Origin of the sequence: Flavobacterium nitrogenifigens (assembly GCF_003254565.1) — a bacterium.
Taxonomy (GTDB): Bacteria; Bacteroidota; Bacteroidia; order Flavobacteriales; family Flavobacteriaceae; genus Flavobacterium; species Flavobacterium nitrogenifigens.
Genome location: NZ_QJRI01000171.1, coordinates 17,174 through 42,333 on the forward strand (window position 1 = coordinate 17,174; position 25,160 = coordinate 42,333).

Annotated in this window: 17 protein-coding genes; 1 reads left to right on the forward strand and 16 read right to left on the reverse strand. The window is 34.3% G+C overall.

Annotated features, from left to right (window positions below):
• Window positions 1-30 precede the first annotated feature (30 nt).
• The 13 genes from DM397_RS08390 to DM397_RS08450 form a co-directional block, all read right to left on the reverse strand.
• The gene (locus DM397_RS08390) at window positions 31-414 is read right to left on the reverse strand and encodes a hypothetical protein (RefSeq protein ID WP_111377108.1); all 384 of its coding nucleotides are present in this window, start codon (window positions 412-414) and stop codon (window positions 31-33) included.
• 22 nt (window positions 415-436) lie between these two features.
• Window positions 437-880 (reverse strand): hypothetical protein, encoded by a 444-nt coding sequence (locus DM397_RS08395; protein WP_111377109.1) that lies wholly within the window; start codon window positions 878-880, stop codon window positions 437-439.
• Window positions 881-2,082: 1,202 nt separating this feature from the next.
• Window positions 2,083-2,826 carry a rhamnogalacturonan acetylesterase gene (locus DM397_RS08400; protein ID WP_111377110.1) on the reverse strand — a complete coding sequence of 248 codons (744 nt, stop codon included), beginning with the start codon at window positions 2,824-2,826 and terminating at the stop codon, window positions 2,083-2,085.
• 291 nt (window positions 2,827-3,117) lie between these two features.
• Entirely contained in the window at window positions 3,118-4,473 is a 1,356-nt protein-coding gene (locus tag DM397_RS08405) for a glycoside hydrolase family 28 protein (protein ID WP_111377111.1), read from the reverse strand.
• A 266-nt stretch (window positions 4,474-4,739) separates the two neighbouring features.
• The gene (pelA, locus tag DM397_RS08410; protein ID WP_111377112.1) at window positions 4,740-6,740 is read right to left on the reverse strand and encodes a pectate lyase; all 2,001 of its coding nucleotides are present in this window, start codon (window positions 6,738-6,740) and stop codon (window positions 4,740-4,742) included.
• 239 nt (window positions 6,741-6,979) lie between these two features.
• On the reverse strand, window positions 6,980-8,569 hold the full coding sequence (locus DM397_RS08415) for a glycoside hydrolase family 43 protein (RefSeq protein WP_111377113.1): 1,590 nt from the start codon (window positions 8,567-8,569) through the stop codon (window positions 6,980-6,982).
• A gap of 148 nt (window positions 8,570-8,717) precedes the next feature.
• Window positions 8,718-9,941 carry a glycoside hydrolase family 88/105 protein gene (locus tag DM397_RS08420; RefSeq protein ID WP_111377114.1) on the reverse strand — a complete coding sequence of 408 codons (1,224 nt, stop codon included), beginning with the start codon at window positions 9,939-9,941 and terminating at the stop codon, window positions 8,718-8,720.
• A 22-nt stretch (window positions 9,942-9,963) separates the two neighbouring features.
• Window positions 9,964-11,184, reverse strand: coding sequence for a glycoside hydrolase family 88/105 protein (locus DM397_RS08425; protein WP_111377115.1), 1,221 nt, complete (start codon window positions 11,182-11,184; stop codon window positions 9,964-9,966).
• A gap of 5 nt (window positions 11,185-11,189) precedes the next feature.
• Window positions 11,190-12,155 (reverse strand): DUF4861 family protein, encoded by a 966-nt coding sequence (locus DM397_RS08430; protein WP_111377116.1) that lies wholly within the window; start codon window positions 12,153-12,155, stop codon window positions 11,190-11,192.
• A 12-nt stretch (window positions 12,156-12,167) separates the two neighbouring features.
• Window positions 12,168-13,106: an alpha/beta hydrolase gene (locus DM397_RS08435; protein WP_111377117.1), complete on the reverse strand. Its 939-nt coding sequence runs from the start codon at window positions 13,104-13,106 to the stop codon at window positions 12,168-12,170.
• 100 nt (window positions 13,107-13,206) lie between these two features.
• On the reverse strand, window positions 13,207-14,880 hold the full coding sequence (locus tag DM397_RS08440; RefSeq protein WP_111377240.1) for a RagB/SusD family nutrient uptake outer membrane protein: 1,674 nt from the start codon (window positions 14,878-14,880) through the stop codon (window positions 13,207-13,209).
• 13 nt (window positions 14,881-14,893) lie between these two features.
• Entirely contained in the window at window positions 14,894-18,022 is a 3,129-nt protein-coding gene (locus tag DM397_RS08445) for a SusC/RagA family TonB-linked outer membrane protein (protein ID WP_111377118.1), read from the reverse strand.
• A 31-nt stretch (window positions 18,023-18,053) separates the two neighbouring features.
• Window positions 18,054-19,490: a glycoside hydrolase family 28 protein gene (locus DM397_RS08450; protein WP_111377241.1), complete on the reverse strand. Its 1,437-nt coding sequence runs from the start codon at window positions 19,488-19,490 to the stop codon at window positions 18,054-18,056.
• Between the two features lie 288 nt (window positions 19,491-19,778).
• Between DM397_RS08450 and DM397_RS08455 the strand changes: the two genes are divergently transcribed.
• The gene (locus tag DM397_RS08455; RefSeq protein WP_111377119.1) at window positions 19,779-20,807 is read left to right on the forward strand and encodes a LacI family DNA-binding transcriptional regulator; all 1,029 of its coding nucleotides are present in this window, start codon (window positions 19,779-19,781) and stop codon (window positions 20,805-20,807) included.
• A 350-nt stretch (window positions 20,808-21,157) separates the two neighbouring features.
• Here the strand turns inward: DM397_RS08455 and DM397_RS08460 are convergent, their stop codons facing one another.
• The 3 genes from DM397_RS08460 to DM397_RS08470 all read right to left on the reverse strand — a co-directional run bounded on the left by DM397_RS08460 (window position 21,158) and on the right by DM397_RS08470 (window position 25,153).
• Window positions 21,158-22,780, reverse strand: a complete 1,623-nt coding sequence (locus DM397_RS08460) for a UxaA family hydrolase (RefSeq protein ID WP_111377120.1) — start codon at window positions 22,778-22,780, stop codon at window positions 21,158-21,160.
• 38 nt (window positions 22,781-22,818) lie between these two features.
• Complete coding sequence (locus DM397_RS08465; protein WP_111377121.1) at window positions 22,819-24,264, reverse strand: tagaturonate reductase; 1,446 nt, start codon at window positions 24,262-24,264, stop codon at window positions 22,819-22,821.
• Window positions 24,265-24,484: 220 nt separating this feature from the next.
• Window positions 24,485-25,153: a bifunctional 4-hydroxy-2-oxoglutarate aldolase/2-dehydro-3-deoxy-phosphogluconate aldolase gene (locus DM397_RS08470; RefSeq protein ID WP_111377122.1), complete on the reverse strand. Its 669-nt coding sequence runs from the start codon at window positions 25,151-25,153 to the stop codon at window positions 24,485-24,487.
• Window positions 25,154-25,160: the final 7 nt, after the last annotated feature.

The following is a 25,160-nucleotide window of genomic DNA, read 5'->3' on the forward strand; positions in this document are numbered from 1 at the left end:
CACGAAAAAAATATAAAAAAATAAAATAAATTACATCAAAAAGTACATCGCTCTGTAATATTCCTGAAACTTTTTCAGAAAATCTTTTGAAGGTTTAAAAGATTTTTTCTCCTCCTTATATTCAGATTTACCGCTAAAAAAAAGTTTCAACTCTTTTAGAATTTCAGTCCTTGTTTTTGACTCATCAAACAAAATTAAATTGTTAGTTACTTCCAAAAATGAAAGGCTTCTATAAAACTGGATATTAAATAAACAGACCAAAGTATTTGCTCCCCTTTTGCCGTGCGATAAAAAATTAAGCAGTTCACTGTGATTGTATATAACATACACTATCCGATCAGATTTTTTTTCAGTTTCCTCAAAAAAAGAATCTTCATAAAAATCGAATTCTTCTTTAAATCTTCTTTTAAACATTTTTAAGAAAACGCCTTTGCTATCATGTGCCGGACATGCCTGCAATTCCAACCTCGCCCTTGTCTCCTTTATCTCCTTTAAGGCTGTTGATAAAATCAGTAACCGGTTTTCCTTCATTACCAGGAATTTCTGTCCAAACCTCATACGCCGATTTTCCATCTTTTCCTGTAGTACCATCCCCCGCTGCAGCGATTCTATTCCATCTGTTATCATACCAGTAATAGTAACCTGGTGTTATCAAAGAATTATTTGTAGTATTAAATACCAATAAACTTTCTTTAGCATTCTTAATCGTGACATTATCTGTCAGACTTGTTAAAGGAACATTTGGTATTAAAACACCTTTATTCTGTGCACTAACATCCAATTGAGCAGACGAATGTGGTGTTTTCGTACCAACACCTACTTGTGAATAAGCTGAATAAGATGCTAAAACAACAAATAAAGGGAGTAATCTATTTTTCATAACCTTAATTTATTTTGTTTTTTAATTATTTCATTAAGTATTTAAAATTCAATCATCTAGATTTGATGATGCAAAGTTCTTTCGAAAATAGATTTCAAAATACCCGTAGAAGTTTTAAAAATTATAAATTAAGGTATATATGAAAAAATAAAATCATAACTAACATAAAAACAATACTTTACCAAATAAAAAAAATAAATTCTATCTAAAATTGCTTGTTAGAAGCCCATAAAAAAAAGTGCTCATATTATCTTTCTTTTATATCATACAGATATACTTGGAATACAAAAAAATAGTTTTTTAGTTGATTCTTCTGTAGAAGAATAGTTAATCTATACATTACATTTTACAATAGCAATTTTACTTCTTGAACATAAAAAAAGGAGAGAAGCTAAAGTTCTCTCCTTTTATTAAGGCTTATAAAAAAGTAAAAAGAAATCTGAGAATTTCACAACCAGATTATTATTCTACATGTGCAAATATCTTACAAACAAAACATTCACGCTATCACTAAAAGTTTTTAAAATTACATTTTAAGACAAACTCCATTTAACTATTATTTTGATATACGAATGATAGATTATAAAATGCTTCTTTTCTTCAATATCGCTTAAATTCAAATTTTCGATTTTAAATTGTGTTTAAAAACACCTATTATTTTATCAGTACTCCTAATAATTAAAAGTTGAATTCAAATTATAATCTAATCAGGAAATTAACCAGAAACTATTATGAATGAATAAATAAACATACCATTAATGAATGAATCTATTAATCACTAGATCTAGTATCATAAAAAAAAACTAATTAATAGTTGATAGCTTATATAAGGAATAGCATTTTTTTACGCCGAACAGCTTAAATTGATATTCTCTAGGGATGAAAATAAAACCTTGAAGGAAAAGCAAACTACTCTAAACTTATATATATACGAAGTACAGCATTATCAGAAAATCAAATGGATGCGCAATCAAATGAGATTTTCTTCCTAGATATAAATATTGCCTAGCAGAAGATTTCATTTGTTTTTAAAAGATGGATGAACTCCACTGGTTGTGGTTAAAATTTAAATCGTGCTGCTTGAGATTTTAGCACATAGAAACATACCCACTAAAACTATAGGAACTGCTTCTGAATGTTGAAAATAATTATACGCAAGAGCAAAAAGTGAAATAATTCTCGCTGTTCACTTTTAAAACATTTTACTTAATTCCGTTTTTAAGATTCTTTAAAGAAACATCTTTTGAAAGCTTAATTTGGTTAATTACAATTTCAGCAATTTTATTGGCTCCTAATAATGAAAGGTGCGTATCATCAGCTTTATCTTTATCGTAAAAGCCATTCTCTCCTGCTTTAAAATGAAGATGAAGTTGTTTTGATTTTTCTGGTCCGTAAGATTGCTCCAATAACTCGGTATAATATTCTAAATCTATAAATGGCACATTGTATTCTTGTGCCACCAATCGAGTTTCTAGAGGATAATCGCCGTGCGTTGGTACCAAAACGCCTTTTTCGTTAAAGTTGCGTCTTGAAATAGAGGTTAGCAGTATTGGAATAGCGCCTTTTTCTCTACTTTCTTTTACAAACCGAATAAGATTGTATCTGTAAGCTGTATGCGGATTTGTATAACGTGTTGAGTCTTCTATTTTCTGGTCATTATGTCCGAATTCTATAAAGACGTAATCTCCTTTTTTAAGTTTGCTGTAAATAGAATCCCATCGTTTTTCGTTGATAAAGCTTCTAGTACTTCGTCCGTTGACAGCTTTGTTGATGACTGTTATGTTTTCGTTGAAAAATGGTTGCAATACCTGCGCCCAGCCATGTTCTGGATTTTTGTCGGGATCTTTTTTATTTGCCATTGTAGAGTCGCCTATACAGTATAGGGATGTTTTTTGTGCAAAACAAGCCGATGTGATTAGTAGTGTTAGGATGATGTATTTTTTCATTTTCTTTTGTTGTTTATTTTTTTTACCGCAAAGCACGCTAAGGTTTACGCAAAGTTCGCTAAGTTTATTTTTATATTTTTTGTCAAAGAGAACACAAAGCTTTGTCGATTCTCTTTGTGTAGACGCACTGCAGTGCGTCTCTACGGAAAAACTTTGCGAACTTTGCCTCCTATACAAAAACTTTGTGCACTTTGCGCATTCTTTGTGTGCTTTGCGTTAAAAAATTAACCGCAAAGTAGACGCACTGAAGTGCGTCTCTACAGAAAACCTTTATCACTTTGCGGTAAAAAATTAATGTTTAGAAACTGCTGTAGGCACTGTCGATCGTTGTCCTATAAACACATCTGTCATCAGGACATTTTCAGCATTTTCGTTTGAGAGCGCGTTTTTCGCTTCTTTGATTTCTATATTTTTTAATGATATGTTTTTAATTTTTTTGTCTGCGAATCCTTGTATTACAATTCCTGATTCTGATGCTTTGTTACAGGTAATATTCGAGAAATATATATTTGATATATCCGATTGATATCCTTTGCCTTCTCCGTGATAATTTGCTGTTATATACAAACAATCTTCTACTTGATCCAATTGAATGTTGTTAACAAATATATTTTTAATATAGCCTCCACGATCGGCATTGGTTTTTAAATAAATGCCTCTCTTTAAATATCCTGCTGTTTTACAGTTTTCTACAAAAACATTTTGAACTCCGGCCGACATTTCACTACCGATTACTACGCCGTGAAGTCCTTTAAAATTGCAGTTTCGTATTACGATGTTTTCACTTGGCGTTGCTGTATTGGCTCTTCCTTCATGGTCTCTTCCCGCTTTTATCGCGACATTATCATCTCCGTTATTAAAAGTCACATTTTCAATCAAAACATCTTTTGCATATTCTGGATCGATTCCGTCATTGTTGTGATTTAGCGATTTATAGCTTATTCCGCGAATGGTTATGCTTTGCGATTTTAATAAATGAAGACACCAGAATGGCGAATTTTCGATTCGGATATTCTCAACCAAAATGTTCTTGCAATTCAAAAACTGAATCATCTGTGGTCTTAAAAAATAACCTTCTCCAAATTTTCTTTCTTCAATTGGACTATTATTATGATTCATGTCACGGCTTCTATTCTTGCCTTCGTTTTCTTTTGCTTTAAAAGTTTTCCAAGTTTTTCCCCCTTCTCCGTCTATTGTTCCTTCGTCTGAAATTGCAATATTAGTACAGTTATTGGCATAAATAAGCGGACTGTAATTGTACAGCATTGTGCCTTCCCAACTTGTTAAAACCATTGGAAGATAATCTTTTGGATTATCGCTGAATTTTATTTTGGCACCTTTTTCTATCTTCAAATTGACATTGCTTACAAAGTGAATTGGACCGTTTATTTTATAAATCCCTTTGGGCACAATTATAGTTCCGCCGTTGTTCTTCTTGCACAATGCCATTGCTTTATCAAAAGCTTTTTTATTGTCTGAAACAGAATCTCCCTTTGCTCCTAGTTTCATCACATTGATTTGAAAAGAAGGAATTTCAGGAAGTTTTATGTTCTTTACAATAGAATCGACTTTTGCTGAAGGAAAATCTCCGCTTTGTGCAAAACACATACTAGACAGGAGTATTAAGTACAAATACTTTAGATTCATTTTTTTAAATATTGAGTTTTTTTTGATTTCACGCAGATTATGCTGATTTTAGTTGATTTGCGCAGATTTAATTCTAAAAAAATCTTTTTAATCTGCTTTGATCTTTTTATCCCGATAGCCATCGGGAGCCTGAAAATTTTACTCTCGCAGATTTAACAGATTATGCAGATTTTTTTTTTCATTTGTTTTTGTATGCCGTCATTTTTAGCTTTTAGTCGTAGTCGCAGTATTCAGTACAAACTGTGACAGTGACTGAATACCGCGACTTACTTCAAGTACCAATTTGCGATTTTATCTTTAAGAATATTTTCTATCGAATATTGTGCTGCTTCTTTCTTTGAAAGCTGATACGACCATTTTACTCTTTTTGCTGGCTGAAATCCTTCGCCTGTGCAATTGTATTCGGCATAAAGGGCATTTTTTTCTGCTTCGGGTTTTGACCAGTTTTCCCAACCTTCTGGTTTAATCTGTGCTCCCATTTCGCAGTTAATAAAAACGGTTTTGGCATAAATACGCCACGGTCTTCCTAAATATACTTCTTTTGCTTCTGGATTTGCTGTGAGTTTACAGTTTTTAAAAACGAATCCAAACTGGGTTCCTTCTGAAGTGGAAGCTGCTGTGATATAGGAACTTTTGATGCTGTGAATAGTGCAGTTCTCAAATAAAGCTGTTGCACCACCAAATATAAAATCGGTTGTTCCTTCTATGTAACAATCTTTAAAATATTGTTTGGCTTCTTTTCCAGATAAATATAATGTATCCTGATTTCCTAAAAGATTACAGTTTGTTATTTTGGCTCGATTTGCTGTAACTGACAATGCAATAGCCTGTCCGCGTTCTCCAGAAGTATTTTTAATGGTTAAATTGGATGCCGAAAAATCATCTCCTTCAACCAAAAGCGTATAGGTATAAAAGGTGCTGTTTCTTCCCAGAGCAATTTTCGAAAAACTATCATCAAAGGTAATGATGGTGTTTTCCTTGCTTTCTCCCTGTAAAACTACATGAGTGTTCCATTCGGGAATTCTAACTTTTTCGTTATAAATTCCGTTCTTAACAAATATGATTACTTTCTCGTACGGAAAGGCTGGAGTTGCATATACGGCATCTTGAATTTTGGTATAATCTCCCGAACCATCTTGTGCTACGGTAATATAATTGACATTTTTCTTTTCGGCGGCACCTACTTTCGTTCCATTTTTAACCGCCCAGTCTGGAAATTTTTTCAAAACTTCTTGTGGTGCATCCGAATACCAAGAATAGCCATTTCTTCTTTCTGATCCAATTTGGTCTAATGATTTTTTTCTAATTCCATCACGGTCACAAAAGAAAGGCTCATTGGTTTCTAAATCCATAAATCTTGCCCAAATTGGTTTAGCATTTGCTGTTGGAATCATTTTTTTATCGACAATTTTCCCAGCATCATTTAAAACTCTTTTTTCTTCTAAATTGGTGATTTTTGTTTTTTCAAACCAAGTTACAGCGCTTTTTACAGCTGTTACAATTTCTCTTGAAGGCTTATCAATAGACATTAAAAGCAATACTATTTTTGCCGATTCGTAACCGCTTAGCGAAGCCAATTCAAAAGCTCTTGCATTTGCAGGAGCCAGCGTAACTTCATCATGCTGTGCGCACCATGCGGTCAAAACTCCATTTTGTTTGTATTGTGTTTTTAAGATGCAGTCAATTCCTTTGTCAAATGACTTTTTGCATTTTTCTACAGTTTCTTTTGATGCTTTAATGCTAAAATAATCCGATTCGTCTGCTACGGCTTTTATGACATTCATAATATTCACCATCGAATCGTCATTGTAGGTAATGTGCGTATAATAGCCTTTTTTTAACGGATAAAACTGCGGCCAACCGCCATTTGCATATTGCGCTTCTAGTAGATAATTTAAACCTTTTAAGAAAGATTCTCGATAACGCTCGTCTTTTACCTGCGCATACATTCTAGACATAAACAGCATTTCCTGACACGTTGCTCCGTTGTCTGTTGTCGTTTCTACGGCAGTTTTTTTGAGTGCAATTAAATCTTTTTTCTGCTTTTCAGTCAACTCATCTTGCATCTGAATATTTTTTGGCCAGCCTCCAATGTCTCTTTGGTAGAGCAGTACATTTTCGGCTATTCTTTTTGCATCTGCTGTTGTAAACCAAGCGGCATCACTCTTACGAATAATGTCAGGCCATCTTTTATAAGTGGTTTGAGCATGAATTCCAATGCTTAAAAATAGAATAAGCATTAAAGCTGTTTTTTTTAATTGCATCATTTAATCGTTTTTTAATGCTTTTATTGTAAGGAACTATTTTTGTCTTCTAAAAGTGAAAAATTAGCTCATTTTCAACCATACTGTAAGAAAAATCATTTGAACACATATTTAAGAAATCTTTTTCTTATAAAATATGCTTGATATTGCTTTTTAAATTTAATACAGCACAATCAAATTATAGAAGCCACTTTTTTGAAAAAAAATAAAAAATTTCCTTTTTTCTCCTTTTTTGCACTTTTTTATTTCGTGATTCTAAACCAATCTACCTCTACATTTCCAGAATCATTTTTTATTTCTTCGCCCAAAGCGAAAAGTCCAACTTTGGCACCAATCCATCTTCCTTCTCTAGATTTGAACTCATTTCCGATTGACTGATAATTTTTATCATCTAAGCTGTAAAAGAAACTGCACATTCCGTCTTTCTTAATTTGAACTCTCAGATAAATGGTATTGTTTTCAATTAAAACTGGTTTTGTTCCTGTTTCCGAAACGGTTTTATCAAAAGTTCCCGTTTTCTGATTCAAGTATAGTTTTCCATCAACATTTTTAAAACACAGAAAACTATAATCTAATCCCATTATAATCAAACCTGTGGATTCGCCTTTTAGCCTCGAATTAAAAGTCAGTTTTGTTGTAGCGGTAAATTCTTCTGCGGGAAATTTTTGCAACAATAAATTTGGTGCATTAAAAATACTGGTTGTACTCGTGTTGCAAAATAAATTCAAGTATCCTAAACTCGTTGGAAATCCAAAATTGATTTGTTTATTGGCTTGCCATTGCCATTGCAGTCCCAGTTTAGGTTCATTAAACTCATCTGAAGTTGCTGGAACTTCTATCTGATATTTTTTAACGACATTTGGCTTTCTGTAAGTTGTTACTGGCTCACCAATTCCGTTTTTATCAAAATCTTCTCCCATAACTGGCCAATCGTTTACCCATTTCATTGGCTGGAGATGAACAATGCGTCCATAGGCTTCTTTATCTTGAAAATGAAAAAACCAGTCTTCTCCTGTCTGTGTCGTAACCCAAACACCTTGATGCGGACCATTTATTTTGGTCGAACCTTGTTCTAGAACCTTCTTTTTTTCATAAGGCCCGAAAACATTTTTCGATCTTAAAACCGTCTGCCATCCTGTTGGAACTCCGCCAGCTGGAGCAAAAATGTAGTAATATCCATTTCGCTTGTAAAATTTTGGCCCCTCAATGGTTTCTTCGCCCTTATGTCCGTCAATAACCATAACTTCGTCATTGTTCACAACTGTTCCTTCTGGATTCATCGTACATACGACTAACAGACTTTTAATCTGCGCGCGACTTCCTGCAAAAGCATGAGTCAAATAAGCTTTCCCATCGGTATCCCAAAGCGGACTAGGATCGATCAATCCTTTTCCTGCTTTAACCAAAAGCGGTTCAGACCAAGGGCCTTCTGCTTTTTTTGCTTTTATCATATAAATTCCGAAATCGGGATCTGGATAATAAATATAAAATTCGTTTTTATTAAACGTAATGCTTGGCGCCCAAACTCCGTTTCCGTGCTGTACTCTATCGTACGTTTCAAACGGTGGCTGTTTTACCAAAGCATGTCCGATAATTTTCCAGTTTACCAAGTCTTTTGAATGTAAGATTGGCAAACCCGGAATACAGTTAAAAGATGAAGCTGTCATATAATAATCATCGCCTACGCGAACAACATCTGGATCTGAATAATCGGCATGAATAACCGGATTGGTGTATGTTCCGTCTCCATTATCTGGCGTCCAGACTTGTGCGGTATTCTTTTGAAAAGGAATAATACAGAAGAGGAAAAGGATGATTCTTATATTTTTCATTTTTAAACTATACTTTTTATTTAAACCCGACAGGTTTTAAAAACCTGTCGGGTCTTAAATTTGCTTTTCTTTGTGGAGTTTCTTTGCGATGCTTCGACTCCGCTCAGCAAGACAAAGCAGAACATTCATAACTCATAACTTCTAAAAATTATCTGTTTAACTCAATAGCTGCCAAAATAAAAGGCCCTGTTGCTTTAGGATCGTTGTCTTTTTTTCTTTCGTTTACGTAATATTCGTAAGAACCATCACGGTATGGGTTTCCACCTAAACCTGCTACTTGACAGCAGTTTGTTAAAGTAATTCCGCCATCTTCATCCACTTTTTTGATTAAAATCGTTGTTAATCCGTCAAAAGCTTTGTTGGCTGCTTTTTTAAATTTAGCTGGCAAATAGCCTTTGTTTGCTCCTTTTGCATAAGCATACGCAAACATTGCAGATCCAGAAGCTTCTAAATAATTGTCTTTTTCTCCGCCTTTATCTGTAACCTGATACCATAAACCAGATTTGCTATCTTGAAATTTAAGTATCGCTTCAGAAGCATTGTTTAAATATTTAATCAATTCTTTTCTTTTTGGATGATCTTTTGGCATATAATCTAAAACATCAACCAAAGCCATTACATACCAGCCTAAAGATCTAGACCAGAAGTTTGGAGAGTTTCCTGTTTCTTTATTTGCCCAAGGCATTTGCTTGCTTTCGTCCCAACCATGGTACAATAATCCAGTTTTAGGATCTGTTGCTTTAAGCTGAATCACTTCAAATTGTTTTGCGATATCGTCAAAACTTTTTCCATTTTCAAATCTAGCAGTGTATTCTGCATAGAATGGTTCGCCCATATATAAACCATCTAACCACATTTGGTTTGGATAGATTTGTTTGTGCCAGAATCCACCGCTTTGCGTTCTTGGCTGTTCTGTAAGTTGTTTGCGAATTAATTGTAACGCTTTTAAATATTTATCTTCTTTTGAATAATCATATACATTAAAAAGCAGACGACCTGGCAATACTAAATCAATATTGTATTTATCGAATTCGTATGTATTAATGCTTCCGTCAGCTTGAACTAAATTATCTACATAACCTCTGATGTAAGCTTTATATCTCGGATCTGGATTTTTTTTGTATAATTCTTCGATCGAATGCAATACTAAAGCATGAACATAATCCCACTTTGGCTTTTTGGCATCGTCAATCATGTATGCTTCTGGATGACGTTTCATCAACGTTAAGGCCATTTTATCAGACCATTTCGCATTTTTACCAATCACGATATCTTTTGCAGGTTCCTGCGAGGTTACTTTACAGCTCGTAATTGTCATAACAAAGACCATCAGAATCGACATGAAGTAACTATGCTTTCTATTATTTTTCATTTCAACATATATTTAAATTCAACTATTTTTCTAATTCAATTGATGCTAATAAAAATGCTCCAAGGCCTATTGCACCGTTTTCTTTTGTTTTGGAAGTCAGATAATAACTGTTTGTTCCGTCACGGAATGGCTTTCCGCCCAAACCTACATTTGATGAAACATTCAATATATTGACTTCTCCTTTTTTATCTACTTTCACAAATTCTTTTACAAAGCTGTCAAATGATTTTTTGGCTTTTGACTTGTAGCTTGATGCTAAATAGCCTTTATTCGCTCCTTTTGCAAAAGCATAAATAATCATTCCAGAAGCAGAGGGTTCTACGTAATTTCCATACAATTCTGGTTTATCAGCTACTTGATACCATAACCCATTTTCACTTTTATACTGATTCACATTTTTTGCAATCTGATTCAAGTATCCAACCAAAACCTCATATTTTGGATGCGATTTTGGAAAATAATCCAATGTTTCAACCAACGCCACCATGTACCAGCCAATTCCCCTGCCCCAAATGGTTGGCGAAGTTCCCGTCTGCTTATCTGCCCACGCGATTTCTTTACTTTCGTCCCAAGCTTGATAAACCAAACCTGTTTTTGGGTCTACAATATGTTTTTGAACCAATTCAAACTGCTTAGCAATATCATCTAAGCTTTTTCCTTTTTCGTACTTAACCGTAAACTGCGCATAAAAAGGTTCTGCCATATACAAACCGTCAATCCACATTTGGTTTGGATAAATCTGTTTGTGCCAAAATCCTCCGCTTGGTGTTCTTGGCTGACTTTCTAACTGATTTCTAAGTTTTCCGATAATCTGCAAATAGCGAGAATCTTTTGTGACATCATAAAGATTAAACAACAGTTTTCCGGGATTCAAACAATCGATATTGTATTCTTTAATATCATATTTTTTAATATTTCCTGTACTGTCAATCATTCCATCAACATATTCTTGAATATAGTTTAGGTATTTTTTATTGTTAGTCTTCTGATACAATTTTTCAAAACCGGATAATACAAAACCCATTTTATAATCCCATTTTGGTTTGTCATTTCCATCTAGCTGCCATGCATTCGGATACTTGCTTAAAATAGAGAGTGCTGTTCGTTCTGACCATTTTAAATTGTACGGAATGACATTATCTGATACTTCAGCTTGATTTTGAGCAGTAATTTTATTTCCAAAAATCAGCATTAAAACCAGAATGTTTCCGAGAATGAATTTTGTTGAAAGAGATTTATACATAAAAATTACATTTTGCCTTTTTTATTCAGTACTTCTAATTGCTTATCTAAATATTGCGCAAATTCTTCTTTCGTTTTGATTCCGTTTACTTCTTGTTCCCAAGCACCTAAAAGGTAAAAAGTCACCGCTTTTGTTGTTGGTTTAAAAACTAAAAGATAATCTAAATCTGTATCTGCAATATTTTCGATAGTACTAATTTCATAAAAAATTGCCATTCCTAACTTATCTGGAACCAAAGATTGCTCTCCATAAGTTGCCAGATACGCCCATTTTTTGTTTTTGCTTTCTTTTTTAAGCAATTCAGCTGTTTTCTGTTTTACAATTCCAGTACAGATCCCTTTGATTGCTTGTGATGCTTTAATCGTATGCTGCGTATATAACTGATCTGGTTTAATAGTCAATTCTGAAATAAAATCAATTTTATCCGAAGCTGTTTTCCATCCATAATAATTTACTTTTACCACAGATTCATTAGCTTTATTTGCAACTGTTGCAATGGTTGAATCAACTTCACGGAAGTGTAATTTTTCATTATTTAAATAACGGTCAATAGAACCAATTCCGATTCCTTTTCCAGCTTTTAAAATATCAGCTCCCCAATCGCTCATTTCATGGTATGAATCGAAACCGTCCTGCCCTACTTTTGGCAAAATATTTTCTGATGTCTTTTTCCCGAAGATATCAATAGCATTTCTCCAATCTAAATACAAACGATATCCAATTCTGTTGTTTTCCCAGCCTGGACCTTCGTAACGAATATCAAAAGAGTGGTCAGTATGTTCTGGCGCCAGTTTTAATCGATCCACATTTTTAAATACAGTACCGCCCTTATATTTTCTTCCTTCCCATTTTCCGTCTGTTTTTGCAGAAATTTCGGCATACGTTTTATTGGTTTTGATATCATATTTCTGCGCATTTATGGCTGTTAGACCTGCGAAAAATAAAACTGCTGTGGTGATTTTTGCTTTCATTTGTATTCTAAATTATTTAAAAATTGTATCTAAAAATCGTACGCTGTACGAGATTGTCTGTGTAAACCAAGGTTCGTAAAACCAAAATGAATGTGGCGAATCTGGAATGGTCTGCACTTCATTATAGATTTTATATTTGTTTAAAATCTGAATCATATCGTCTCTTCCTGCATGAAATCTCGGAATACTGCTGCAGATGTATAATACGGGTGGTGTATTTTTGTCTGTATGACTCAATGCCGAAGCGTTTTTCCAGTTTTCAGGAATCTCAACTGATTTTCCTCCTAACCAAAATGCCGCCATATCTCCTTCTGAAGATTCTGGATGCTTGAATGCTAAAACACCGTCTACATCTATTATGGCATGAACTTTTGACGAAGAACGGCTTTTAAAATTTTTATCTTCAAAAAACGGATCATTATTTGTTGTACCAATCAAAGCTGCCATTTGCCCTCCCGAAGAACAGCCTAAAACCGCAATTTTGTTTGGATCTACATTGAGTTTTACCGCATTCTCTTTAATATATTTTATTGCATTTTTAACATCAATAACTCCTGTTGGATATTTTGCTTCCAATGATAATCTGTATTCAATAGCAAAACAAGAATAGCCTTTTGCTGCAATTGCTGCACCTAAAAACTGCATCTGGTTTTTATTGCCCGATCTCCATCCTCCGCCATGAATCATAATTACGGCAGGATTTTTTTTCTTCTTAGTATTGATAAAAGCATCAAAATGCAAAACGCGATCTTGCTCTTTATTGTAAACCAAATCAAACGTCTCTTTAACATCTGGATTTGCCTTTATTTCTGGAATGGTAATAAATGGATATTTCTTAATTAATTTAACGTAAGTGCTCTTAATGGTATACGAAGTGTCTACCTTGTACTGCTGGCTTTGCATTACAATTACATTAAAAAACAACGCTAAGATTAATTTAAATTTTCGCATTTCTAATCTTCACTATTTAGTTAAGAAAGGAGTTCGACCTATAGTCAAACTCCTTTTTAACTACTTCAAAAAACATAGTTCTCAAAAAACTAACAAATTACTAATAACCAGGATTTTGAGGAAAATCTTTATTTTGGTTTAAATCCAAAGCAGATTGCGGTATTGGTCTTAAAATTTTAAGCTTTCCGTCAACACCAACAAAATTTGCTTCTTTAATTTTATAATTATGAGCTGAAGCTCTGGCTACCAATGTTCCCGTACGTTTTAAATCGAACCAGCGTTTGTATTCGCCTAATAGTTCTCTTCCTCTTTCGTCAAGGATATAATCGATATTAAACTGAGCTAAAGTCGCATTGGCAACTCCTGCTCTTCTGCGCACCTCATTTAAACGAGTTAAACCCGTTCCAGGATTCCCTGCTTTTAAATACGCTTCTGCCGCAATTAAATAAGTTTCTCCAAGTCTCGAAACAATAATATCTCTTGTACTTACAGGCCCTGTACTTGATGGCGTAGTTGGATCTGGATCATCAAACTTCTTAACTGGAATAGTATAACAGTCTAAGTTTTTAATTAACGTATGAGCTGCAGAATATTCTCCCCATGGGTGGTATACAAATGTTGCCGATAATCTTGAAGCATTAGCTGTCATCCAAGCTGCTTTATCATCAGCTGTAAACCATTTTGGCTCATAAAAATGTCTCACTTTTAACGAAGCAGGATTTGAACTTCTGTAGTATGGATAATATAAAATAGTTTTTGTAACTCCATTTGTAGTTTCTGGCCCTTCTACAATTTCAGTCATAAAAGTCGCATTCCACCTTGTATCACCTTTTTCGTACAAACCTAAAGCATAATCTGTCGGACACAAATTGTAACTTCTTAAGGGTGCTCCTGTTTCTGCCCCCCCTAAATAAGAACTGAAATAGTAAAACTGGTTATTACCTAATTTTGTTGGATCAGTACTTGTTGAAGCCTTATCATATTGTACAGAAAAAATCGTTTCTGCATTTAAATCGTTCCCTGGTTTAAACAATTGATCAAAAGCAAGTCCTAAACTCTGTCCAGCAATTGCAGCATCTGCATAAGCCGCCGCTTTTGAAAAATCATCCGCTTTACCAAAAGTTTCGTATCCTCGTGTTAAATATACTTTTGCCAACAAATCGTTTACAGCTCTTTTGTTTACTTTTCCTGCTGTGCTGTAAGCAGCTGTTCCTACATTTGCTAAAGCAAAATCTAGATCTGCAATAATTTGTGCGTACACTTCTTCTGCACTGTTTCTTGTAAAAGATAAAACTGGAGTTGTTATATTATCTAAAACAATCGGAACTCCGCCATAAGTCTGAACTAATAAGAAATAAGCGTTTGCTCTTAAATAACGTGCTTCACCAACAAGCGTGTTTATATTTGGAGTCTGTTCTGTTACTGTAGAATAGTATACTGTTTTATTTACTGCCTGAATCTGCTGGTAGCAAGAATTGTATAAATCTGCAACATTGTCTGAAGATGGAATTAAAAGTGCATACTGACTTAAACCAGCTGGTTCTGGAGTTCTTCCTTCTGCATACATGTCGGTTCCTGCTTCAAAAAGCCATGGATTTCCGCCATAAATTCCTTTCAACCAAGCATAGTTTGTATTCACCAATAACTGAAATCCTGTTGCAGTTTTGTATGTTGCATCTGCTGGTACAAACGAGCGGCTATCTTCTTCAATATAATCACTGCAAGAACTTACAGCTGCAGCGATTATTCCTATCATTACTAATATTTTTTTCATTTGAATATCTTTATTAAAATTTAACACTTAATCCCAATTGTGTAGTTACTGCAGCTGGACGGTTTACTCCAAAAGAAGAAGCTGCCCATTCTGGATCATAACCATCAAAATCTGTAAACACAAATGGATCTAGAACGTTCACGTAAATTCTGAAATTAGAAATTTTTAGTTTTTTCAATAGTTCAGAATCTAAAGTGTAACCTAAAGATATATTTTTGATTTTCACGTAAGAAACGTCTCTGTAATACCCAAATAGAGAAGTCCAATATGCTCCTGCACCTGTTGCAACAGGTCCTGGTCTTGGGTTGGTATTATTTGCATTAGCTTCAATTCCTGCACCGTTGGTTGGAATAAAATAATCCATTGCTAATTTCTGGCGTCCACGGTCACTTACATCTGCAAAGTTTTGGTGGAAAGTACTTAAAACTGTTTGCCCTTGGCTTGTTAAAACTGAGAAATTAAAATCAAATTGTCCCACAACTAGCTTTGAATACAAACTTCCCTGCCACTCTGGATTTGGATTTCCGATTACTGTTCTGTCATCCTGATTAAATTTTCCGTCTCCGTTTAAATCTTTTGGTCTTGCTTGTCCAGGAGCCATTCCGTAAGATGCTGCCTGCGTTGCTTCACTTTCTTGCCAAACACCGTCATACACATAATTGTAGTTTGGGTTTAATGGAGCACCAAGAATTAATTTGTTTCCAATATCACTAACTTTATCCTGATTGTAAATTGATTCTAACTTATTTACGTTTTTAGTAAAAGTAAAAGTCGTTTCCCAAGTTACTTTTCCAGATTTAATGTTTTTTGTAGTCAATAAAGCTTCTATACCTTTATTGCTAACAGATCCAACATTTGCAAATGTATTTTTCCATCCTGACTCAGCTGGCAATTGCTGTTTGTAAATTAGATTGTCTGATAATCTATCATACACATCTACAGTACCTGTAATTCTATTTTTTAAGAATCCGAAATCAACACCTAAGTTGTATTCTCTAGTTTTCTCCCAAGTTAAATTTGGATTTGCCAAATTCTCCGATTGCCATCCTGGTAAAACATTTGAACCTGCTGCATAAAATGTCTGCTGGTTTAAAAGTGCTTGAGAAGTATATGGTGCTACGTTATCATTTCCTGTATAACCAATACTAGCACGCAATTTTAAATCTGAAACAACAGAACTATTTACTAAAAATGATTCTTTGCTAAGTTTCCATCCTAAAGCCAATGAAGGAAAACTTTCCCATTTATTCCCTTCAGATAAAACAGACGAACCATCCCATCTAGTAGATGCTGTAACTAAATATTTATCTTTAAATGCATAATTTAAACGTACTGCATAAGAATTTAATGTGTTTTTTGCATAAGCCGATTTGATTACATAACTCGTTTGCGCACCAGAGCCCATATTATCAGTTCCAACATTAAAAGGCTGATTATTAGAATACATGTATGAGCTTTCGTCAACATTTGAATACAAACTCTGTAATAATAACACACTGACATCATGCACTTCATTAAAGGTATGTTTTAAATCGATTTGATTGTCCCATGTATAATTGAAGTTGTCTGAACTTTCTAACGTTGCAGAATTCTTTCCGTTTAATGTAACACCTGCATTAGTTTGTGCTGTGTAAGAAGACGAATCTTTACTATTCATAATTCCTGCAGCAAATGTGGTTTTAAACGAAAGCCATTTTAAAGGCTGATACTGGAAATACGCATTTCCAACGGTCTGCCAAGTGTCCTCTTTCTGAGAAGAATTAGCAATCTCCATTAATGGATTAACTGTTGAAGTTTTATTGATAGCCCACGAACCATCAGGATATGTCAGCTTTCCCGGAAGGAAAAATAAAGTTCCTACTTTTTCATTTCCTTCATCATCAATAGCCCAAGGTGACATAAGCGGACTTAATCTGAAAGCATCTTGCATTGCTAAATCACTTCCTAATTGATTGTTTAATCTAGCAATTGTTACATTTACGCCCGTTGAAAATTTGTCATTGATTTTATGATTCAATCCTAATTTAAAAGAATATTTATCTGTTGCATCATTTTCTATAAGACCGCGATCACTCTGAATTCCGAATCCTAAATTGTAGCTTAATCCAGAATCTGAACGGCCTGAGATGTTTAAATAATTATTCTCTGTCATTCCTGATTGAAGTACGGCATCGTACCAGTCAAAATTGTATCCGCTGTTGGCACGAGAAACTAATAATGGGCTCTGATTTCCTGCTAAAGCAGCTAATTGCGCTGGAGTTTGTGTTAGAGGTTTGGCACTCATATAAGCAACTTGGTGAAATTTCCACCACTCTTCTCCAGACATCATTTTTGGTAATCTAGTCGCAATTTTATTTCCGTACGAAGTGTCAAAAGTTACACTGATTCCTGCTTTTGCACTAGTTCCGCTTTTTGTTGTTACAATGATAACTCCATTTGAACCTCTAGAGCCATAAATAGCGGCAGAAGAAGCATCTTTTAAAACATCCATTCTCGCAATATCCTGCGGATTTAAAAAATCAATTCCATCCATCGGAACGCCATCTACAACGTATAATGGTGAAGATCCTACCATACTTGGATTACTTGAATCTCCGATAAGGGAATTGTTTCCTCTAATTACTACCTTAAATCCATCTCCCGCACGTCCAGATGAAGATGAAATCTGAACTCCAGGCGTACTACCCTGAATAGCTTCTAAAGGATTAATTGTATTTCTTTCTGTGATAGTTGCTGCACTGATTGTACTAACAGACCCTGTTAGATCAGTCTTTTTTACAGAACCGTATCCAACTACAACCACTTCGTTTAATGAATTGGATTGTTCAGCAAGAGTTACATTGATTTTTGATTTTCCAGCAACACTTACTTCTTGTGTCTGAAAGCCTAAATAGCTAATTACTAAAGTAGCTTTACTGTTTGATACATTAATTTTAAAACTTCCTTCAAAATCTGTCGAAGTTCCGTTTTTAGTGCCCTTTTCATTAATGTTTACCCCTGGCAGTGACATACCAGTTGCGTCGGTAATCTTCCCTTCAACTGTGGTTGACTGTGCATATATAGAACTGCACAGCAAAAAATTCAGGAAAAAGAAAAATACAAAGTACTTATCTTTTTTCTTAGATAATTGTTTAATACTCATGTGGTTTAATGTTTGGTTAATTGATAGTGTTTTAGTTGTTAATAGATTCTACTTTTTTCTCATTGATATAGGTGTTTATAAAATTTATGTTTTTTACGTTTTTTAATAAATAGATGGAATCGACCTTCTGGATTTTTACATTCTTCAGCGTAATGTTCTCAACTGGCGATTCTTTGTAACCTTCTGCCCAAACGCTGTATTTGCCACCGTTTTTTACCGTTACATTCTCTAAACTTACATTTCTGATTGTTGGCATAAAGTTTCCTGTCTGAGATCCGTAGACATTGTAAAACATATTCAATTTTAGAACACATTCTTTTACGGTTCCAACCTCAAGATTTCTTACATAGATGTTTTCAATGATTCCGCCTCTTTTTGAATTGGTTTTGATTCGAATGGCACGATCCAGATTTGGACTGTCCATGATGCAATTTTCAACAAAAACATTATTTACTCCTGCCGAAATTTCGCTTCCAATTACAACGCCTCCGTGACCATCAATCATTTTGCAGTTTTGCACAATGATATTTTTACTTGGTATTGCCACTCTTCTTCCGTCACCATCACGTCCTGCTTTAATTGCAATACAATCATCTCCAGTATTGAAAGTGCAGTTTCTAATTATGATATTTTGCGAATATTCAGGATCACAGCCATCATTGTTTGGACCATGGCTGTTAACCGTTACTCCGTCAATAATCATATTGTTTGTTTTTATTGGATGCAAAATCCAAAAAGGAGAATTGATGATTTTTACATCTTTTATTAAAGCAGTATTGCATTCAAAAAATTCAATAAAATTTGGTCTTAAGTAACGTCCTTCGCCAAAAACTCTTTCAGAAACTGGAATTCCTTTTTCGGCCATATCGGCCAAAACTTCACGATTTGTCGGGTCATTTTGAGACGGAATGCCTTTCTTCCATCCATAATTTTTTCCGCCAGACCAAATCCACCAGTTCGTGCTATCGGCTTGTCCATTTAATATACCTTTTCCTGTAACGGCAATGTTGGTTTTATTCTTTGCATAAATAAGCGGAGAATAATTCATCACTTCTGTACCTTCCCAAGAAGTATGAACAATAGGATAATCTTTTGGGTCTAAACTAAAAAGAATCTCAGCATGATCCTCTAAATGCAGATTAACATTACTTTCCAAATGAATGGCTCCTGTTAAATATTTTCCGTTCGGAACTAAAACCTGTCCTCCACCATTTGCCGCACACTCTTTTATAGCTTTCTGAAATGCTAAAGTGTTTAACGTTTTTCCATCAGCAACAGCACCAAAATCATTTATGTTATAAACTTTATCTGAAAAATGTACTTGCGGAATGCTTTTTATAACCAAATCCATTGTTTTCCATGGATCTGAAGAAACAGAAGAAGATTTTCTTGCACATGATGACACTAAAAGCCCTAAAAAGGCTAAAAAAAGAATCTTTTTTATTGCGACTATCTTATTTGTAATCATTTGCACAGATTTTTCTTGTTTTACTATCGAAAACATCATGTTTTATGTAATCGATTACACGAAAGTAGAAAAATAGTTCTGAGACACCAAATTAATTTAGAAAAAAATTATATATTTAATTTTTATTACAAATTTTAATTACATTTAATGCAAAAATTTAGATAATTTATTATCATTGTAAAACCTAAAACGTTTGAATTTTAAATTATGGTAATCGATAACAATATTTATTGCGTAATGAAAAAAAATGTACTTTTGTTTAAAAATAATTCGATAAACTTTTTTTGAATGAGTGAAAAAGTAACTATTTACGATATTGCTGAAAAACTAAATATCACAGCTGCAACCGTTTCCAGAGCGTTAAACAATAATCCTAAAATTAAGGAAGCTACGCGCGAGTTGGTTATTAAAACTGCTGCTGCGATGAACTACAAGCAAAATAAACTGGCGCTAGCTTTAAAGAGTGGCCGAAGTAATAATATCGGAGTTATTGTGCCGCGTATTGACAGCAATTTTTTCGCCTCGGTTATTCGAGGAATCGAAGAAGAGCTTTATCCGCACGGTTATCAGGTTATTATCTGTCAGACTCACGAAAGCATTAAAAGGGAAAACGAAAATCTTCATACCCTTGTAGATGCTCAAGTTGACGGAATCATGATGTCGGTTACCGGCATTTCAGATGAGAATGATAGCGCGTTCAGAAATGTACTGGAAAAAAATGTTCCACTGATTTTTTTTGATAGAAGCAAGCACATTGACGGCGTAAGTTCTGTAACCATTAATGACTTTAAAGGCGGTTATTTAGCCACAAAACATTTAATTGATGAAGGTTGCCGAAATATTGCCCATTTCTCTGGAGATCAATCGTTAGATATTTTCAAGAACAGGTTTTTAGGATACAAACAAGCTTTATTGGATAACGGACTTTCTTTTAATGAAGAATACGTCATTTTTACAAAAAGTAGCGTAGATGCAGGTAAAGATGCTGTTGATAAACTTTTGCAATTACAAACTCCGCCTGATGCTATTTTTTCTTCGAGTGATTTTGCCGCGTTAGGAGCTATTCAAGAGTTAAAAGAGCGAAATATCAGTATTCCAAGTGAGTTTTGCGTTGCTGGTTTCAGTAACGAACCTTTTACTAAGTTTATGGAATTATCTATAACTTCAGTAGATCAGTCGCCGCTTGAAATGGGAAGAATGTCAGCTCGTGTTTTCTTAGAACAGGTAGATAAAACAGATACTATTAAAATTGAAAAAAAGGTTGTCCTTGCACCAGAATTACATATTCGTAAATCTTCTACGAGAACAAATTTTTAATTTTTTTTCACCATATAAGTTATATAAGCTCATTTTAGAATGGGCTTTTTTATGCAAGCTTCGGAGAAGCGAAATATTTATAGATAAAAATTATTCATCAAGAATAAAGCTCCAGAGGAGCGACATATTTTTGTAATCTAAATATATGTCGCTCCTCTGGAGCTTTATGTTGTAACCGGCCAATCTTTTGCTATAAATATTTTGCTCCTCCGGAGCTTTCTCTAGAAAAATAAAGACGCACTGCAGTGCGTCTCTACGTATAAACCTAACACAAAAAAAGACGCACCATATTGTGCGTCTCTATATAAACCTTTGTCACTTTGCTCCTTAGAACCTTAGCGCCTAAAAAACTACAATGAAACCCCTCTTTTCCAAGGAATAAAATCGTTCTGATTTAAAATAGCAGCTTTTGTTTTAATGTTACCGCTGGCAACATCAATAATAAACTCAAGCATTTCGTCAGCCATTTCGTCAATTGATTTTTCACCCGTGATAATTCCACCAGTATCAATATCGATAATATCAGACATTTTGTTTGCCAATTGTGTGTTAGATGAAATCTTTACAACTGGCGCAATCGGATTTCCTGTTGGAGTTCCTAAACCTGTTGTAAACAATACCATATTGGCTCCAGAACCAACCATAGCCGTTGTACATTCTACGTCATTTCCTGGCGTACATAACAATGTAAAACCTGGTTCGCTAATATATTCTCCATAATCGTAAACACCTGTAATTGGAGATGTTCCACCTTTTTTAGCAGCACCAGCCGATTTCATAGCATCAGTAATCAAACCGTCTTTGATGTTACCTGGTGAAGGATTCATATCGAATCCTGAACCTGCATCAACAACTGTTTTTTCGTACCATTTCATTAAGTCTAAGAAACGTTTTCCATCCTTATCATCTATACAACGATTTACTAATTCTTGTTCTACTCCACATAATTCAGGGAATTCAGAAAGAATTGTAGTTCCACCTAAAGCAACTAAATGATCCGATAACACTCCCAATGTTGGGTTTGCAGAAATTCCAGAGAATCCGTCAGATCCACCGCACTCTAAACCAATTCTTAATTTAGATAATGGAGCTGGTTCTCTCTTAATTTCGTTTGCTTTTTTAATTGCTTCAAAAGTGTCTTTTACCACACTGCTCAACATCGTTTCAATTGTTCCGATAGATTGCTGATCGTAGATTAAAACAGGCTTTTTACTGTTTGGATTAATCGCATCTAAAGCTTCTTTGAAAATTGAAATCTGAAGATTCTGGCATCCTAAACTCAAAACCGTTGCTCCAGCCACGTTTGGATTATTTACATAACCAGCCAAAAGCTTAGCCAAACTATGAGAATCCTGACGAATACCACCGCAACCACCTTGGTGTGTGATGAATTTTACTTCGATATTATTGAATAAGTTAGCATCGTTTGAAGCTTCTTGATTTCCTGCTCCACCCGTTTCTGATTTCACTAAAGAACGCAACAATAACTGATAATCGTTCTCTTTTGGTTTCATCAATTCTTTCTCAAAAATATCTTTTAAGATCTCGATGTTTCTGTTTTCACAAAAAACCAATGGAAAAAATAACCATACATTTTCTGTTCCAACCTGTCCATCTTCTCTATGATAGCCCTGCCACGTTCTATCTTTCCATTTATCAACATTTGGAGCGTTCCAGCCAATCGTTTCTGTTTTACCAGTAACTTTATCACTTTCGTGTTTTACGTTTGCTGTAGAAAGCAAACCGCCTTTTTCGATTCTAGCGCTTGCTTTTCCAACCAAAACACCATACATAATGATTCTGTCCCCTACATTAAAAGGAACCATTGCAATCTTATGTTTCATTTTTACATCAGACTCTACGGTAATTGATTGTCCTTCAAAATCAATCACTTCGCCTGCAGTAAGATCCACCAAAGCAACCGCAACATTGTCGGTTGGGTGTACTTTTATTAATTTTTTCTGCGTTGCCATAATTAACCTTTGTTCTTTGTTCTTTTTGTTGTGTTTTTTTATTTTATTCTTTCTTGAAACTTAGCAAAACCAGCTTCAATTCCGTTTGAATCTATTTCTTCCAAAGCAATTGTAATTGCTCTTGTTAAACCTGGAATTTCCGTTAAATCTTGATCCCAGAAACCTTTGTTTTGCAATGTTAAACGAGCAATTTTTTCGTAATCATCAGACTTCCAAAGTCCGTTAAAGAAAGTTGTAATATCTTCACCATCTTTAACCGGCAAACTTTGACCATTCCATGTTCCTTTGTAGAAACGAATTAAGCTCGCTAATGAAAAAGTCAAATTAACAGGCAATTCTTTGTTAGCATTATAATATCCTAATAAACTAGGCAAAACTCTTACTTTGAATTTCGATACAGAATTTAATGCAATATCAGCAAGTGCATGTTTGATAAATGGATTTTTAAATCGGTCCATTACTTCCTCAGAATAGGCCGTAATTTCATTTTTGTCCATATCAAGAGTTTCACTAATTTCACTAATAACGCTGTTTACAAATTTTCCAGTAAAATCTCCGTCAACAGTTTCCATTACTAATTTATTACCATGCAAAAGTGAAAAAGGAACCATTGCCGTATGCGCACCGTTTAAAATACGAACTTTAATCATTTTAAAAGGACGTATATCATCAACGATTTTTACATTCAAATCTGTTTTATGGAAAGGCAATTTTGCTTTTAGATCATCTCCACCTTCAATAGCCCAAAGGAAAAAAGGTTCAGCCGCAACAATTAAATTGTCCTCATAATCTAATTTATTATTGTATTCTTCGATTTCAGCTCTTGGATATCCAGGGACAATTCTGTCAACCAAAGTACTATGGTATGTACAAGCATCTGATACCCAAGTTTTAAATGCATCTTCTAACTTCCATAAATCAACATATTGTAAAATATATTTTTTAAGCGTCTCAGAGTTATAATCAATTAATTCGCAAGGAATTATTGTAACTCCTTTAGAAGCATCTCCATTAAAATGTTTAAATCTTTCATATAACAAAACCGTCAATTTTGCAGGAAATGACACTGGCGGCTGCATGTCTAGAGTATCACTTTCAATAAATTCAATTCCAGCTTCTGTAGTATTAGAAACAATAAACTGAAGTTCTTCTTCTTTGGCTAAAGCCAAATAATTTGCAAATTCAGTATATGGGTTTATCGTTTTTACAATATTATTAATCAAGACAATATCTTGTATCTTTTCACCTTTTTTAATTCCGTTCATAAACAAGGTATAAAGACCGTCCTGATCATTAATCATATTTACCATACCGTCTTTCAAAGGCTGAACTACTGCAATACCGGCATTAAAATCAACTTCTTTATTTAATTTGTCAAAAGCATAATCAACAAAGGCTCTTAAAAAATTACCTTCTCCAAACTGAACTACTTTAATTGGCTGTAACTTTTCTAATCCTGTATTTACTCTATTTAATTTTTTCATTTTGAATTTTCTTTAATGCGTTATAAATAACCATTTATAAACCCTATTTCATTATTTCTGCCTTTAAAATTGTAAATGAAACATTACACCCGATTGAGTAAAATAAAGCCGGCTGTGAGGAATGGCTAGCTAAATTTTTCAAGCGTAATGTTCAATTACAATCTCTAAAAATCTAAAAAAAACTTATAAAATAAGGAGTTAGGCATGATTACCCCTTAATCTATTTTCTAATATCTTTTATAATGTCAAGAACCTGTTTCACTTTTGCAGTAAGTCCGTCGAAGTCTTTATTGTCAAGTATGTCTTTAGAAATTAACTGAGAACCCAAACCAACGCAGGTTGCCCCCGCATTTAACCATGAACTCAAGCTTTCTTTTGTTGGATAAACACCGCCTGTAGGCATAATGTTTGTCCACGGACATGGGCCTTTTATTGCTTTTATGAATTCTGGCCCGTACGTATCAGCTGGAAATAATTTTACGATTTCACAACCTAATTCTTCTGCTCTAGCAATTTCTGTCAAAGTACCGCAACCTGGCGACCAAAGTACTTTTCTGCGATTACATGCTATAGCTATATCTTCTCTAAAAACTGGTGTTACAATAAAATTTGCTCCCAAACTCATGTATAAAGAAGCCGAAGCCGCATCTGTAATAGAACCAACTCCTAGAATCATTCCTGGTAGTTCTGCCAAAGCATATTTATTTAAAGCTCCGAAAACTTCGTGAGCAAAATCGCCTCTGCTGGTAAATTCCATTAATCTGGAACCTCCATCATAACAGGCTTTTAAAACCTTTTTGCTTAGTTCAATATCAGAATGAAAAAACAACGGAACCATACCGTTCTCTTTCATGGTCTGAACTACTTCAATTCTTGAATATTTTGCCATTTTTATT

What these genes read in the sequence shown, in the direction of transcription:
- DM397_RS08390 (WP_111377108.1), bottom strand. Translation starts at nt 414, where the DNA reads ATGTTTAAAAGAAGATTTAAAGAAGAATTCGATTTTTATGAAGATTCT.
- DM397_RS08395 (WP_111377109.1), bottom strand. Translation starts at nt 880, where the DNA reads ATGAAAAATAGATTACTCCCTTTATTTGTTGTTTTAGCATCTTATTCA.
- DM397_RS08400 (WP_111377110.1), bottom strand. Translation starts at nt 2,826, where the DNA reads ATGAAAAAATACATCATCCTAACACTACTAATCACATCGGCTTGTTTT.
- DM397_RS08405 (WP_111377111.1), bottom strand. Translation starts at nt 4,473, where the DNA reads ATGAATCTAAAGTATTTGTACTTAATACTCCTGTCTAGTATGTGTTTT.
- pelA (WP_111377112.1), bottom strand. Translation starts at nt 6,740, where the DNA reads ATGATGCAATTAAAAAAAACAGCTTTAATGCTTATTCTATTTTTAAGC.
- DM397_RS08415 (WP_111377113.1), bottom strand. Translation starts at nt 8,569, where the DNA reads ATGAAAAATATAAGAATCATCCTTTTCCTCTTCTGTATTATTCCTTTT.
- DM397_RS08420 (WP_111377114.1), bottom strand. Translation starts at nt 9,941, where the DNA reads ATGAAAAATAATAGAAAGCATAGTTACTTCATGTCGATTCTGATGGTC.
- DM397_RS08425 (WP_111377115.1), bottom strand. Translation starts at nt 11,184, where the DNA reads ATGTATAAATCTCTTTCAACAAAATTCATTCTCGGAAACATTCTGGTT.
- DM397_RS08430 (WP_111377116.1), bottom strand. Translation starts at nt 12,155, where the DNA reads ATGAAAGCAAAAATCACCACAGCAGTTTTATTTTTCGCAGGTCTAACA.
- DM397_RS08435 (WP_111377117.1), bottom strand. Translation starts at nt 13,106, where the DNA reads ATGCGAAAATTTAAATTAATCTTAGCGTTGTTTTTTAATGTAATTGTA.
- DM397_RS08440 (WP_111377240.1), bottom strand. Translation starts at nt 14,880, where the DNA reads ATGAAAAAAATATTAGTAATGATAGGAATAATCGCTGCAGCTGTAAGT.
- DM397_RS08445 (WP_111377118.1), bottom strand. Translation starts at nt 18,022, where the DNA reads ATGAGTATTAAACAATTATCTAAGAAAAAAGATAAGTACTTTGTATTT.
- DM397_RS08450 (WP_111377241.1), bottom strand. Translation starts at nt 19,490, where the DNA reads ATGATTACAAATAAGATAGTCGCAATAAAAAAGATTCTTTTTTTAGCC.
- DM397_RS08455 (WP_111377119.1), top strand. Translation starts at nt 19,779, where the DNA reads ATGAGTGAAAAAGTAACTATTTACGATATTGCTGAAAAACTAAATATC.
- DM397_RS08460 (WP_111377120.1), bottom strand. Translation starts at nt 22,780, where the DNA reads ATGGCAACGCAGAAAAAATTAATAAAAGTACACCCAACCGACAATGTT.
- DM397_RS08465 (WP_111377121.1), bottom strand. Translation starts at nt 24,264, where the DNA reads ATGAAAAAATTAAATAGAGTAAATACAGGATTAGAAAAGTTACAGCCA.
- DM397_RS08470 (WP_111377122.1), bottom strand. Translation starts at nt 25,153, where the DNA reads ATGGCAAAATATTCAAGAATTGAAGTAGTTCAGACCATGAAAGAGAAC.